We start from the raw sequence: 13,633 nt of genomic DNA on the forward strand, positions 1-13,633 counted from the left end.
CATACTGTTGTATGTGTCTATACTCTCTTGACATACAAAATCCCCCTTATGGTAGTTCTTTTTCATTCTACCATAAGGGGGTGCTTTTTTCTATTGTCCGTTTTTACTGGACCTGTTCACATTGATGCTCACGCTTTTTCTTTATCGATTATCAGGTTTTTGCTTTATTCTCCACTCTCTTCGGATGGATGAAATGGACATTGATGTGATGCAGGAGCGTCACGATACCCGCGAAGATAAAGCTGATATAGAAGTTGATACCTCTGGTGATCATCATCGTGGAATTCAGCAGTACCACATTACTGATGACCATACTGAATACGCTGTTGAAGATCGCTTCACTCGCGCCGACCGCACCGGGAAGCGGTATGCAGTAGGAGCCGAACCAGCAGAACGCCTCCAGCGCGTAGATATCGATCACATTGATCTTCACACCCGCCAACTCGGGAATGTTATACAGCGCGCCGTAGAACACCAGTACACCGATGGAGATGTAGGTGATGCGCTCGGCGAAATTCAGCAGGAAGGAGCCGATCAGCGCCTTTTTGTCGTGATTGAGGAGCTTGATCGAATTCTTAAAGCGCTTGACCGACGCGTCGATGCGTCCGAGATACTCTTCCCTATCCTTGATGATGCGGAAGAATGAGCCGATCTTGACAAGCCATGTCGCGATCTTCATGACCGTTTTTTCCGAGATCATGATGATCACATACACGGAGAGGAACAAGAGCTGGACAAGCAGTCCGACGATAATACAGACCTTGACGATCCAAGAGTCGATGTTGATGAACAGATTCGGCCGGACGATGAAGGTGACCAGCGCCAGCGCCATCAGCGACGCGGTATACATCAAGAGGTTCACCGAGAGGATCGCCGTGGTGTGGGAGATCGGGATATCATCCTTGACCATATAATACGCCGAGGCGGGTTGTCCGCCCGTAGCCGACGGTGTGATCGCCGAAAAATATATATCCGCCGCGGCATAGGAATAGTTCTTTGTCAGTCGCTTATTATAACCGAGCGCACGTGACAGTACGCCGATACTCATGCCCTTGAAGCCGATATTCATGAACATGCAGATAAACGCGCCGAGCAAAAACGGCCAGTGGATCTTACTGACAAAATCCTCCAACGACCGCAGAGAAAAGCCGTCGTTGTTGTGGAAAATGATAAAGAAGGTGAATCCGATCAGCAACAACAAGAAGCCGACATTGATCAACTGCTTTTTCAAACTGGGCTTTTTTGTTTGCATCTCAGACACCTCCTTTTGCAAAATCATGATGGTTTGACTGAATCAAAACGCGGTGATATAACATCGCGGGATGATCTCGTTGAGCCCGAAAAGGACTACAACAATTCGATCAGTTGATCTTCTGAAAGAAAACCCCTTGAAGCGCCGGACTCGCCGATCTTGTACGACGCAAAGACAACTGCTTTCTTTAGCGCGTCTGTCGGATCGTTTTCCTTGAGAAAGAAATGGACGAACGCGGAGAACAACGCGTCGCCCGCTCCGACCGTATTGACGACGGGTCGTGTGGTCACAGCGGAAACAGCGGTAAACCTGTCCCGATCCGTTTCATAGAGCAGAGCGCCCCGCGCACCCATACCGACGACAATAATCCGGCACGGATACTCAGCGGCAAGGCTCTTGACAATACTCTCTTCCCTGCCGAGGATATTCTCATTCGATAAAAACAGCACATCCGCAGCTCTCATAAAATCCGCATTGTACGTATCGTGGATATCACTCAGACAATGCACATCACAAAATACAGGCTTGCCGTATTCCTTCGCGATTCGCAGCAGCGGACGCGAGAAGTTGATATTACACAGGCATAATGCGTCAAAGCGGTCAAGGTCGCAATATACGCTATCGGGCAGCTCCGACTCCTGAATGTTCTTTAGATCGGTATAGATACGCCGTCTGCCGTTTTCATCATACAGCACCACGCTCTGGGGCGTTTGTGTGCAGGATACAAATCGACGATCCGCGATAACCTCACTGACGGAGCGCACCGATACGCCCGCGGCGTCATCGCCGACAAAGGTGGCGAAGCTCACTTCATCGCCCAGAGCTGACAGCGCAAGGGAAACATTCAGCCCGACGCCCGAAGGAATAGAACTGATGCCGAAAAAGTTATAATCGATCGGCTGATAGTCGATCGGAAACTGTCTTACCGCGCATGAGGTCTCTACATTCGAAAGACCGGATACAAAAATTTGACTCATAATACCTCTGTCGCTCATAATATATCACTGTATATTTTACCCTAAAACGCCCCAAAGGTCAAGTTACAATAAATGCATACCCTCATCATAACAGCGAATAATATTCATATGACGATACGGGAAATGTTGAACGAAAGCATGATCGAGCTCGGCGCGGAGCTGTATTCTAAGGGAGAAGCACTGGATGAACTGATCCGCCTGCAAAAAAGAGGCGGCATGATCGAGCATCCGAAAGCACTCAAGCGTGAGGTCATCGAGCGCGAAAATAGGGGCAATACCGCCGCGGGATGCAGGATCGCGATCTGTGACGTCATGCACAGCGGGTCGGTAAAAACAGCGGTCAGCGCGGTCACGATCAAGGACGGCGTCGATTACGGCGCACCCGACAGGCGCAGGGTCAAGCTCATCTTCATGATCACGGGCAAAAGCGACAGCGACGAGCATATAAGGGTCAAAGCACAGCTGCAAAAGCTCTTGTCCGACCCGACATTCACTGCTCAACTGTGCGCGGCGCAAGATCAAAAAGCCTTTTTAGCATTGTTCGATCAAAAAGAAAACAGACACGTAAAACAGCCGCCGCGGTAGATGCCGCAGCGGCTGTGCTTTGCGATAATATTCTAATATAGAAATATATTAAAGTGATAAGCCGTATATTTTTTTGACATTCTCGCTGAGGATCAGCTTCATCTCGTCGTCGGTAAGTCCGAGGTTAAAGAACATCTCCAGCTCGTCCTTGGGATGCCACATCGGGTAATCCGTACCGAACAGCACCCTGTCCGCGCCGTAACGACGAATGATCTCAGCGGTTTTGTCGAGCGGTACCCATGACATCGTAGAGGAACAGTCGACATAGAGATTCGGGGTGCCCGCCAGCTGTAAGCTCGCCTCTTCCCAAAGCGACCAGCCGCCCATGTGCGCACCGATGATGGTCAGGTTGGTATAGGTCTCCAAAATCGGGATCAGGCGATTGGTGTTGGAAAAATCATAGCGTTTATCGCCCGTGTGCATCAGGATCGGCAAGCCATATTCCTCGCACAGCTCATAGATCTTCAAACAGCGATAGTCGTCGATCTTGAATTGCTGGATATCGGGATGGAGCTTGACGCCCTTCAAGCCTAAATCTACAAGGTGCCGAACATCCGCGCGCTGATCCTCGCTGTCGGGATGGAGCGTACCTAAACCGGTGAGCTTGCCGTTTGAGCCGGCAACAGTCTCGGCGATGAAATGATTGATCGACTGCACCTGCTTGGGCGTGGTCGCGACAGACTGCACCAGAGAATGGTCGATGCCGACTTCCTCGTTAATCTTCAGCAGGCTGCCGGCAGTACCGTCACACTTGGCGACGGTGTCATAAAAGGTATCGGTACCCGCGACCGCCTTGGCGGCGATCTTCTCGGGATAGATATGACAGTGGGAGTCAATAATCTGAAATCTTTCGGCTCCCTTTGGGAAAGGGAGCTGTCGACCGACACACGTGTCGAGCGACTGAGGAATTGTATCGATGTTTGAGCGTGACGAATCACGCGAGTGACCTTTTTCCATCATGCCGTCACCACGCTGTTCGCTTTTTGCAGACCGAGCTTTTCGACCGCGTCCTCACGCATTTTATACTTGAGGATCTTGCCGGCGGCGTTCATCGGGAAGCTGTCGACGAAGTCGATATAACGCGGCACCTTATGACGAGCCATGCTCGCGGCGATAAAGTCCTTCATCTCCTGCTCGGTCATAGTCTCACCCTCCTTGAGGATGACGCACGCCATGATCTCTTCGCCGTAGTTTTCATCGGGAACGCCGATGACCTGTACGTCGGAGACCTTGGGATTGGTGTAGATGAACTCTTCGATCTCCTTGGGATAGATATTCTCACCGCCGCGGATGATCATGTCCTTCAAGCGACCGGTGATCTTATAATAACCGTCCTCGGTCTTGCAGGCGAGGTCGCCGGTATGGAGCCAGCCGTCCTTGTCGATGGCTTCGGCAGTCTCCTTGGGCATTTTGTAATAGCCCTTCATGATATTATAACCGCGCGCGAGGAATTCGCCGTTGACGTTCGGAGGACATTCCTCACCCGTCTCGGGATCGACGATCTTACACTCGATCTCGGGCAGTTCCTTGCCGACGGTGTTGACGCGGACTTCGATACTGTCCTCGGTCGAGCTCATGGTACAGCCGGGAGACGCCTCGGTCTGTCCGTAGACGATGGTGATCTCAGTCATGTGCATCTTATCGACGACCTCACGCATTTTGTCGATCGGACAGGGTGATCCCGCCATGATACCGGTGCGCATATAGGAGAAGTCGGTGTTCGGGAAATCGGGATGCTCCAAAAGAGAGATAAACATCGTGGGAACGCCGTGGAAAGCGGTGATATGCTCATTGTTGATGCACGCAAGCGCGGGCTTGGGGCTGAAATACGGCAGGGGCAGGACGGTAGCGCCGTGGGTCATGGAGGCGGTCATCGCCAAAACCATGCCGAAGCAATGGAACATGGGCACCTGGATCATCATGCGGTCGGCAGTGGACAGATCCATGCGGTCGCCGATATTCTTGCCGTTGTTGACGATATTATAATGGGTCAGCATGACGCCCTTGGGGAAGCCGGTGGTACCCGAGGTGTACTGCATATTGCACACATCGTCCTTATCCACCTGCGCCGCCATGCGGTAGACCTCGCTCTTGGGTGTTTTGGTAGCGTATTCCATCGCCTTTTCCCATGACAGGCAGCCCTTCTGCTCAAAGCCGACGGTGATGACGTTTCTGAGGAACGGCAGACGCTTTGCGTGGAGCTGTTCACCCTCCTTGACGTTCTCAAGCTCGGGACACAGACGCGCTACGATCTCGCCGTAGCTGGTATCCTTGGCGCCCTCGGTGATGATCAGGGTATGGGTATCGCTCTGCTTCAAAAGGTACTCCGCCTCGTGGATCTTATAGGCGGTGTTGACGGTGACCAGTACCGCGCCGAGCTTGACGGTCGCCCAGAAAGCGATGTACCACTGCGGCACGTTGGAAGCCCATACCGCGACATGGGAGCCCGCCTTGACGCCCAGAGAAATCAGCACGCGGGCGAATTCATCGACGTCGTCACGGAACTCGGTATAGGTGCGGGTATAGTCCAGCGAGGTGTATTTGAACGCGAGCTGATCGGGGAACTCCTCTACCATGCGGTCAAGCACATCGGAGAAGGTCGCGTCGATCAGCGTCTCCTTCTTCCACACGAACTTACCGGTATGACGGTTATTCCAGTACAGCGCGCTTTCGTTCTTGGAGGTATCGGCGAACTGCTTCATATAGCTGATAAACTGGGCGAAGATGATATCCATATCGTCCAGATCGGGCTCCCAAGTGGGATCCCATACCAGTGAGATAAAGCCGTCGTAGTTGACGGAGCGCAGTGCCTTCATGGTCTCGGTAATGGGCAGATCGCCCTCGCCGACCAGACGGTATTCGATGCCGTCAGCGGTCTTGACGCCGTCATTGAGGTGGACATGACGGACGTAAGCGCCGAGGTTGGAGATGATCTTGGCAGGGCTCTCCCCTACGGTGAAGTAGGCGGCGGACATATTCCACAGCGCCGCGACATAATCGGACGCGAAATATTCGAGCGTATCGCGCAGCAGCGCGGTATCCGCGTACAGTCCGCGGGTCTCGATCAAAAGCGAGATCTTATCCTTCTCCGCGTCGGGGAGGATGGTCTCGATCAGATGCTTTGAATTCTTGACCGCCTTTTCCACATCCTCGTGCGATTCCGCACGCAGGCGGATGTTCGGGATGCGCAGATTGGCGGCGATCCTCATACAGCGCTCGATCTCGGCGATCGCGGAATCGAACTGCTCTTCGTCCGCGATATCGTTGATCACGTCGATACACGGCAGGGTCAGGTTGCGGTCATAGAGCATGCGCATCGTCGCCGCAGAGGAATAATCCTGGAATACGCTGCTCTTCTCGGAGAACGCGGCGTTATTGATATTATGGGGCTCGATGCCCTCGAATTTGAAATATTCAGCGGCTGTACAAAATTCTTCAAAAGAAATATCATGCCAGCCCTTGGTGGAAAAGGAAAATTTCATCGGTTTTCACATACCTTTCGTTATATTTAGCCTCCCTTTCCTAAGGGAGGTGGCACTTGGCACACATGCCAAGTGGCGGAGGGTTTTACAATATGAAATCATCTTTACACAGCGTATCAACCCTCAGTCGCTATGCGACAGCTCCCTTAGAAAAGGGAGCCTATATGCCTTATTCCTCTTCGTAAACGATCTTGTTGACGGCGCTGATGTACGCGCGGATGGACGCGCCGATGATATCGGTGGAGAGCCCGGTACCGGAATAGATCCGTCCCGCGACACGCAGACGAACCAGCGCGTTACCCATCGCTTCTTTCTCCTGCGTAACGGTCTGGATGGAGAAGTCATCCAGCTCAAAGCGTCTGCCGATGATCTGCTCGATCGCGTGGAACGCCGCGTCGATGGGACCGTCGCCGATGGCGATGCCCTGTACCGTCCTGCCCTCGCGGTTCAGCGAGATCTGGGCGGAGGAGCTGATACGGTTGCCGCTGTTGATCACATAATTCTCGATGGTGTAGGTCTCGGGCACCTGCAAAGCGGAGGACGCGACGATCGCGTCGAGCTCCTTGATACCGACATTCTTCTTGCGGGCAATGCGGAGGAACTCCTCATAGACCTTTTGAATATCCTCGTCGGAGAGATCATAGCCGATCCTCTCAATGTTCTCACGAACGGTATCGACCGTGTCGTTGAGCGACAGACGCACGCCGTCATCGATGATCTCACGAGCTGTCACCGTATGCGCCTTACCGCTGATGATCCACTCGATCTGGTCGATGGTACGGAGCAGCTCGGTGGTGCGGATATCGGAGGTGATGCCGTAGTTCTCACGGATATCCTTGATCAGCGAGCCGAACTCACGCAGCGGAGTCGCCTCGCCGCCGATAGAGGTCTTGACGCAGGCAGCGCCGTTCTTGACCGCTAAGATCGCCGCGGCAGTCGCCACGCCGTTTTTATTGTTGCATTTCACGCCGACAGGCACATCCACACCCTCGGTCACACGAACAACGAATGACGCGAAGTCATCGGGCAGCAGGATCGCCGCGTCATCACACAGGGTAATCGCGGTCGCGCCGGCACCCACCGCCGCTCTGACGGCTTCTTTGAGGAACGCTTCTTCGGCGCGGGTCGCATCCACAGCGGTGAACTCAACGTCATCACAGACGGACTTCGCCTTCTCGACCAGCTTCGTTACATAAGCGCACATCTTGGGCTGCTTGATGTGCAGAGAATATTCCATGATGGACGCGGTCATCGGCAGTTCCACACGGATACGCGGATGTGAAGCGGTAGACAAGGCGTCAGCCGCTCGGTCGATCGCGTCAACGGACGTCGTCGCCGCCACGGACAGGACGCTGCCCTTCACAAAGGACGCCGCCGTGCGCACCAAAAGGCTGTCGGCTTTTGAAATGCCGACCTCGGGCAGCTCTACGGCGTCCACGCCCAGCCGCTCTAATTTGCGCGCGATCTCAAGCTTCTGCTTGAAGGATAAAGTCGATTTTTCATCGGATAAGGTTGTTTCTGCAATCTTGATGTGATTCATAACAATTCCCCGTTTCTGAATAATGAACGTGAAAGATGAACTCAATAGGAATCGGGTGCGGGCAGCGCCCGCCATTCACCGTTCACCATTCCCCGTTCACCATTCACCAAATATAAAAATCCCCGAGGTCATTGACCTCAGGGACGAAGTTACTTCGCGGTACCACCCTGCTTACCGTATAACTACGGTCACTCTAAGGCTCTGACAAGCCCTCTGCCATGATAACGGGACACTCCGTAGCCGGTTACTATTACTATCAATCGTCATTGCGAAGCCCTTTAGGGCTGTGGCAATCTCCACCGACAGCAGTTCACCGACTCTGCTCCGAAATGAGACTCGCTTCTGCTGCCCTGTTATCTCGCACCGACCGATAACTCTCTGAAAAGACGTTTGTAAAAGCGATAATTTCATCTGCGCATTTATGTGGTTATTCAGCTTTTAGTAATATAGCATAATGTCAAAGAATTGTCAAGCGCTTTACCGCGTGAAAATATCGTTTTGTTTTTATGATACAACAGAGAGTTTTTTCACCGCAAAATTATGGTGTTTTTGACAGATTTACTATTCAGAGATGATCAATCTTACCGTAGGGACGAGCATTGCTCGTCCGAGAATGACGGGCTCACCTTATTTCGAATAAGTATAGATAGAAAAATAACGTTTCTGCCAAGCGGATGGTCAATGACCATAGCGTAGCGTTACGGAAACATATATTTGCTTCGCTTTTGGTACGGATATATCGGAAAGGTTGCGGTACGTCGGACACGCGTGTCGGACGTACCCTACAAGATCTCTGTAACGCTTCATATCAAAAAAGCGGCAGGGTCTCCCCTGCCGCTTGATCAATGATGATTTGATTGAGATTGGACGCGTGCGTCGTTTTATATGGTTGAGATTGCAACACCCCGTAAACGGGGTTCGCAATGACAATCGATATCAAACCTCAACAATCCAGCCGAACTTATCCTCAACCTCACCCCACTGGATGCCGGTGATGGAATCGTAGAGGTGCTGAGAGAGTTCGCCGATCTCGTTGTTGTTGATGATGTACTTGTGATCCTTATAGCAAAGCTCGCCGATCGGAGAGATAACAGCTGCGGTGCCGCAGCCCCATGCCTCTTCCAGCGTGCCGTCGGTCATCGCCTGAGCGAGTTCTTCAACGGAGAGCAGACGCTCGGAAACCTCGATACCCTCGCTCTTCAAGAACTCAATGCAGCTCTTGCGGGTGATACCGGGCAGGATGGAACCGGTCAGCTTGGGCGTGACGATCTCGCCGTTGATCTTGAACATGACGTTCATCGCGCCGACTTCCTCGATATACTTGCGCTCTACGCCGTCGAGCCACAGCACCTGAGAATAGCCCTGCTGCTCGGCGCGCTCGCCTGCACGGTTGGAAGCCGCGTAGTTACCGCCGCACTTCGCGTAGCCTGTACCGCCGCGTACCGCGCGGACGTCCTGATCCTCGATCATGATCTTGACGGGGTTCAGACCCTCCTTGTAGTAGGAGCCTACGGGAGATGCGATGATGATGAACTCCGCGTTGTGGACAGCATGAACGCCGAGGCTCTCGTCATTACCGAACATGAACGGACGCAAATACAGAGAAGTACCCTTATCGGAAGGCGTCCAATCCTGCTCTAAGCGGACGAATTCGACCAGCGCCTGCATCAGATCCTCTTCGGGCATCTGGGGCAGACAGAGACGCTCGGCACTGTTATTCATACGGCGGATGTTCTCGATCGGACGGAACATCTGCACCTTACCGTCGGCACGGCGATATGCCTTCAAGCCCTCAAAAATCTCGGAGCCGTAGTGCAGAACGGTAGAAGCCGGATGGATGGAAAGGTTCTCAAAGGGCACGATGCGCGGATTGTGCCAGCCCTCTTCGCTGTTCCATGTCCAGCGGAACATGTGATCGGTAAAGATCTGACCGAAACCGAGCGCGGAAGTATCGGTAGGCTTCGCCTTCGGATTCGGGTTTAATGTAACTTTGATATCCATGATGATTCCTCCTATACAATCTTCAATTATCTTCAGGCCCCCTTTCCTAAGGTGCCCCCGTTGGGGGAATGTCCGAAGGACAAGGGGGGAGCCGTTTCCGGCGAGGAAGCTGTCTGCGTATGCAGACTGGGGGTTGCTCATTCAAACAAATGTAATATCGTGTTTACGACAACCCTCCGCCCTATCGGGCACCTCCCTTAGGAAAGGGAGGCGATTACTCAAACTCAGCGCCCATTTGGATCGCCTTGAAGTTGACGTCCTTCATGTTGGCGCGCTTCGCGGAGATGACCTTGTCCAGAGCGGCACGGATGCCCTCCTCGGTATAGTCGCCGGTCTCCTTGAGGAGCTTGCCGACGATGATCATGTTCGCGAGGTTGCCGAGCTTCTCATCGGAAGCCATGCGGGTCGCGGGGATGTAGAACACCTTGACGTCGTCACGCTCGACCTTGCGCTCGATCAGCGTAGAATCCGCGAAGATCATGCCGCCGGGCTTGACCTTGCTCTCGAATCTGTCCAGAGAGGGCAGGTTCATCGCGACGAGGATGTCGGGATTGCTGACGATCGGAGAGCCGACGGGCGTATCGGAAACGATGACGGAGCAGGACGCTGTACCGCCGCGCATCTCGGGACCGTAGGACGGCAGCCATGAAACTTGCTTGTCCTCGATCAGGCCCTTGTAGGCAATGAATTTGCCGGCGAAAAGGATACCCTGACCGCCGAAGCCGGAGAATAACATATTTTTAGCACTCATTATTCTGCCTCCTTCTGTTCCGCGGAACGATCCTTATATACGCCTAAGGGATAGTAAGGCAGCATATCGCTTTCGATCCAATCCAGCGCCTGCTTGGGGGTCATGCCCCAGTTGGTCGGGCAGGAGGATACGACCTCGACAAGAGAGAAGCCCTTGCCGTCGATCTGGTTCTGGAACGCCTTTTTGATCGCCTTCTTCGCGTTTCTGACATTCTTGACATTGTTGACGGTAACGCGCTCGAGGTACTCGGGTCCGACAAGCTCACTGAGCATCTCGCAGACCTTGATCGGGTAGCCGCAAGCCTTGGGGTCACGGCCGTAGGGAGAGGTCTGGGTGACCTGACCGACCAGAGAGGTCGGCGCCATCTGACCGCCGGTCATGCCGTAGATCGCGTTGTTGATAAAGATAACGGTGATGTTCTCGTTACGAGCCGCCGCGTGGACGGTCTCAGCCATACCGATGGACGCGAGGTCGCCGTCACCCTGATAGGTAAAGACGATGTTGTTCTCGGGATCGGCACGCTTCACGCCGGTCGCGACAGCCGGAGCGCGGCCGTGAGCCGCCTCGATCATATCACAGTTGAAATAGTTATAAGCCATAACGGAGCATCCTACGGGGGCGATACCGATGGTCTTGCCCTCGATGCCCAGCTCGTCGATGACCTCGGCTACCAGACGGTGTACGATACCGTGGGTACAGCCGGGGCAGTAATGCAGCGGCACATCAATGAGTGCATGCGGTTTCTCAAATACAGCCATTACTTGATACCTCCGTTTACTTCTTTGATCGCGTTCAGCACCTGCTCGGGATCGGGGATCATACCGCCCGCGCGGTTGCACAGGGTCACGGGGCACTTACTCTCGGTGGCGAGCTGTACGTCCTCGATCATCTGACCCATGTTCAGCTCGACCGAGATGAACGCCTTCGCGTGCTCGGCAGCCTTCTTGAAGGGCGCCTTCGGGAACGGCCACAGAGTGATCGGACGGATCAGACCGACCTTGATGCCCTGCTTTCTGGCTTCATCGACCGCGTTCTTCGATACGCGCGCCGCGATACCGAACGCCGCGATCACGATGTCGGCGTCATCGACCTTGTATTCCTCATACATGGTCTCGTTCTCTTCGATGACCTTATAGCGGTCATAGCGCTTGAAATTGAGCTCCTCGAGTTCCTCGGGAACCAGAGAGAGGGAGTTGACGATATTGTGCTCACGCTCCATCTTGGTGCCGGTGGTCGCCCACGGCTTTTCGGGAGCGGGCTTGACCTCGAGATCTTCGATGGAAACAGGCTCCATCATCTGACCCATGGTACCGTCGGCGAGGATCATGGCGGTCATGCGGTAGGTATCCGCCAGCTCAAAGCCCTTGACGGTCAGCTCCGCCATCTCCTGGACGGACGCGGGAGCGAGAACGATCATGTGATAATCGCCGTGACCGCCGCCGCGGGTGGACTGGAAGTAGTCGGACTGGGAGGGCTGGATGCCGCCGAGTCCGGGACCGCCGCGCTGTACGTTGACGATCAGGGAGGGCAGGTCGGAGCCCGCTAAGTAGGATAAACCTTCACCCTTCAGCGATACGCCGGGAGAGGAAGAAGAAGTCATGACGCGTTTGCCCGCGGACGCCACGCCGTATACCATGTTGATCGCGGCGATCTCGGACTCAGCCTGCAGGAAGGTACCGCCGACCTTGGGCATGACCTTCGCCATGTAGGCAGCTATCTCGGTCTGAGGGGTGATCGGATAACCGAAGTAATGCATACAACCCGCCTTGATAGCGGCAGCAGCGATTGCTTCGTTACCTTTCATCAAAATCTTATCTGCCATTGTTTTTCATCACCTTTCTACCTTGATAATACAATCGGGGCACATCATGTAGCAGGACGCGCAGCCGATACAGGCGTCCATATCGGTGCACTCTGCGGGATGATGACCCTTCTTGTTGATTTTGTCTGTGGCGATCTGCAGGATCCCTTTGGGACAAGCGTCGACGCACAGTCCGCAACCCTTACAGTTGTCGGTCTTGAATGTTAGCTTTGCCATATACATTTTCCCTTCTTTATAATACTTTTATATAAATAATTAGATTATAGTGGGCAGATTATCAAGCCTCCCTTTGGTAAAGGGAGGTGGGGTTGTCGCAAGACAACCTCGGAGGGATTGTATCAATCGCCAATTATAATGGCAACCTTATAAAAATGGTTTCTCCCGCGACACAGGTGTCTCGGTCGAACATTTATGCAATCCCTCACCCGCTGAACGCGGGAGCTCCCTTTCCCAAAGGGAGCCTATACCGGCTTCTTTTGCAGCTTCAAGCGGAATAATGGGCTGATTTTATCCTTGAGGTCATCATAAAGACGTTCCTCAACGGTGGTAAGCACCAGCGGCAGGCTTGTGAGCCTCGACAATTCCTCGGCGTACTTCACAGAGGAAAGAATATCATCCGCGGAGGTCTCGGTTGCTAAGTTGGAATTGTTGATGATGCCCGTGAACGGGATACCGCACGCCGCTTCGATCTCGCGCATGACCTCGATGGTGGACTCTGCGTCGGGCGTCAGGGGGCGGTATTTGTTGACGACCATCAGCATCTCATAGTCGTTTTCCGCTATGATCGCGTCACGCAGTCTGCCGAGCGCGTAGGCTCCCCTATCGTCGCCGCCGATATCCATGATCACGCTCAGGCTTTTGTCATCGGTGATCGAATACAGGTCGGCGGGCATGGAGGGCAGATCCACGTTGGAGGACGCGAAATCGGAGCAGATCAGGCGGATGCCCTTCTCTTTGAATTCATCCTCACTGTCCTTACTGCGGAAATAGGGATTGACGATATCAAGGTCGGCGATCGCGACATTGTCCCGCTTTTCGGCGAGGTCGAGCGCCATATTGACGGCGATATTGGTCTTTCCCGAACCGTAGTGACCGCATAATATAGTCAAACGTTTGTAGGTCATTTTTATCTCCATTATGATTGGTTAACGGTTAACGGAGAACGGTGAACGGAGAACGGTGAACGGTGAAGGTATCTCGCTTCGCTCAATCAATTCTATTAG

At 53.5% G+C, this 13,633-nt stretch carries 12 protein-coding genes and 1 other annotated feature; of the genes, 1 reads left to right on the forward strand and 11 read right to left on the reverse strand.

What is annotated here, in order from left to right; all coding sequences use genetic code 11:
- Positions 1 to 151 precede the first annotated feature (151 nt).
- Together JKK62_RS13920 and JKK62_RS13925 are read right to left on the reverse strand one after the other, a co-directional pair.
- Positions 152 to 1,252: a lysylphosphatidylglycerol synthase transmembrane domain-containing protein gene (locus tag JKK62_RS13920; protein ID WP_201428420.1), complete on the reverse strand. Its 1,101-nt coding sequence runs from the start codon at positions 1,250 to 1,252 to the stop codon at positions 152 to 154.
- Positions 1,253 to 1,347: 95 nt separating this feature from the next.
- The gene (locus JKK62_RS13925; protein WP_201428421.1) at positions 1,348 to 2,229 is read right to left on the reverse strand and encodes a carbohydrate kinase family protein; all 882 of its coding nucleotides are present in this window, start codon (positions 2,227 to 2,229) and stop codon (positions 1,348 to 1,350) included.
- 123 nt (positions 2,230 to 2,352) lie between these two features.
- On the opposite strand from JKK62_RS13925, the gene JKK62_RS13930 reads away from it, so the two are divergent.
- Positions 2,353 to 2,814 carry a PTS sugar transporter subunit IIA gene (locus JKK62_RS13930; protein ID WP_201428422.1) on the forward strand — a complete coding sequence of 154 codons (462 nt, stop codon included), beginning with the start codon at positions 2,353 to 2,355 and terminating at the stop codon, positions 2,812 to 2,814.
- Between the two features lie 48 nt (positions 2,815 to 2,862).
- Here JKK62_RS13930 and JKK62_RS13935 read toward each other — a convergent pair whose 3' ends face one another.
- The 9 genes from JKK62_RS13935 to JKK62_RS13975 form a co-directional block, all read right to left on the reverse strand.
- Positions 2,863 to 3,774: an amidohydrolase family protein gene (locus tag JKK62_RS13935; RefSeq protein WP_201428423.1), complete on the reverse strand. Its 912-nt coding sequence runs from the start codon at positions 3,772 to 3,774 to the stop codon at positions 2,863 to 2,865.
- Complete coding sequence (locus tag JKK62_RS13940; protein WP_201428424.1) at positions 3,771 to 6,296, reverse strand: AMP-binding protein; 2,526 nt, start codon at positions 6,294 to 6,296, stop codon at positions 3,771 to 3,773. Before JKK62_RS13940 ends, JKK62_RS13935 begins: the two co-directional genes overlap by 4 nt.
- 169 nt (positions 6,297 to 6,465) lie before the next feature.
- Positions 6,466 to 7,836 carry a hydroxymethylglutaryl-CoA lyase-like TIM-barrel protein gene (locus JKK62_RS13945; protein WP_201428425.1) on the reverse strand — a complete coding sequence of 457 codons (1,371 nt, stop codon included), beginning with the start codon at positions 7,834 to 7,836 and terminating at the stop codon, positions 6,466 to 6,468.
- 136 nt (positions 7,837 to 7,972) lie between these two features.
- Positions 7,973 to 8,259: a binding site (T-box leader), on the reverse strand.
- 513 nt (positions 8,260 to 8,772) lie between these two features.
- Positions 8,773 to 9,837, reverse strand: a complete 1,065-nt coding sequence (locus JKK62_RS13950) for a branched-chain amino acid aminotransferase (protein ID WP_201428426.1) — start codon at positions 9,835 to 9,837, stop codon at positions 8,773 to 8,775.
- Positions 9,838 to 10,051: 214 nt separating this feature from the next.
- A complete protein-coding gene (locus JKK62_RS13955) occupies positions 10,052 to 10,588 on the reverse strand; it encodes a 2-oxoacid:ferredoxin oxidoreductase subunit gamma family protein (protein WP_201428427.1) in 537 nt (178 codons plus the stop codon).
- On the reverse strand, positions 10,588 to 11,346 hold the full coding sequence (locus tag JKK62_RS13960; protein WP_201428428.1) for a thiamine pyrophosphate-dependent enzyme: 759 nt from the start codon (positions 11,344 to 11,346) through the stop codon (positions 10,588 to 10,590). Before JKK62_RS13960 ends, JKK62_RS13955 begins: the two co-directional genes overlap by 1 nt.
- Entirely contained in the window at positions 11,346 to 12,410 is a 1,065-nt protein-coding gene (locus tag JKK62_RS13965; RefSeq protein WP_201428429.1) for a 3-methyl-2-oxobutanoate dehydrogenase subunit VorB, read from the reverse strand. The genes JKK62_RS13960 and JKK62_RS13965 overlap by 1 nt, the downstream gene beginning before the upstream one ends.
- Before the next feature lie 9 nt (positions 12,411 to 12,419).
- The gene (locus tag JKK62_RS13970; protein ID WP_201428430.1) at positions 12,420 to 12,626 is read right to left on the reverse strand and encodes a 4Fe-4S binding protein; all 207 of its coding nucleotides are present in this window, start codon (positions 12,624 to 12,626) and stop codon (positions 12,420 to 12,422) included.
- 245 nt (positions 12,627 to 12,871) lie between these two features.
- Positions 12,872 to 13,534 carry a nucleotide-binding protein gene (locus tag JKK62_RS13975; protein ID WP_201428431.1) on the reverse strand — a complete coding sequence of 221 codons (663 nt, stop codon included), beginning with the start codon at positions 13,532 to 13,534 and terminating at the stop codon, positions 12,872 to 12,874.
- Positions 13,535 to 13,633 lie beyond the last annotated feature (99 nt).

The sequence above is a fragment of the Ruminococcus difficilis genome (genome assembly GCF_016680995.1).